This is a genomic window from Christiangramia aestuarii, from assembly GCF_009735585.1.
GTDB lineage: Bacteria > Bacteroidota > Bacteroidia > Flavobacteriales > Flavobacteriaceae > Christiangramia > Christiangramia aestuarii.
The window spans coordinates 1-469 of sequence record NZ_VJVW01000068.1 but is presented as its reverse complement, the minus strand read 5'-3'; the positions used below and the strand labels follow the sequence as shown (position 1 = coordinate 469).

Below are 469 nucleotides of genomic sequence, written 5' to 3'. Positions count from 1 at the left end.
GACAGCAGGCTCTCACCGACGCCGCGCTGGAGTTCGGCCACCGCGTCGTAGCTGGCCGCCGCGCGGGAAAACGACGCGGCGACCTGGCGCTTGTCGGGCAGCGCGGCAACGCCATGGGGCGCCAGCAGCGGCGAGGAATCGTCAGGCATCGTCACCCTCGCGAAGGAATCTCAGGATTGCGCTGGCCACCTCGTCCGGGCATTCCAGCGGCAGGCCGTGACTGGCCGCCAGGGTCGAGACCTCGACGTCCGGCAGCCACTCGAGCAGGGCCTCGGCGGCGGCCAGCGGCACCAGCGCATCGGCTTCGGCGAACAGGTGCAATTGCGGCCCGCGGAAGTTTTCCAGGGCGGCCCGGGTATCCAGTTGGCCGAGCAACTGCAGGCCGGCGACCAGCGCCTCGCGCTCCAGCTGCGGCAGCGCCACCTGCAGTTGCCGCGCCAGGGTCCGAGGGTCGCGCGCACCCTGGCTG

General features: G+C 72.1%; 1 protein-coding gene. It reads right to left on the bottom strand.

The window, feature by feature from the left end; translation table 11 throughout:
• Window positions 1-141: 141 nt before the first annotated feature.
• The coding region (locus FLP08_RS16755) for an alpha/beta fold hydrolase (protein ID WP_162431132.1) at window positions 142-469 on the bottom strand (328 nt) is incomplete at its 5' end.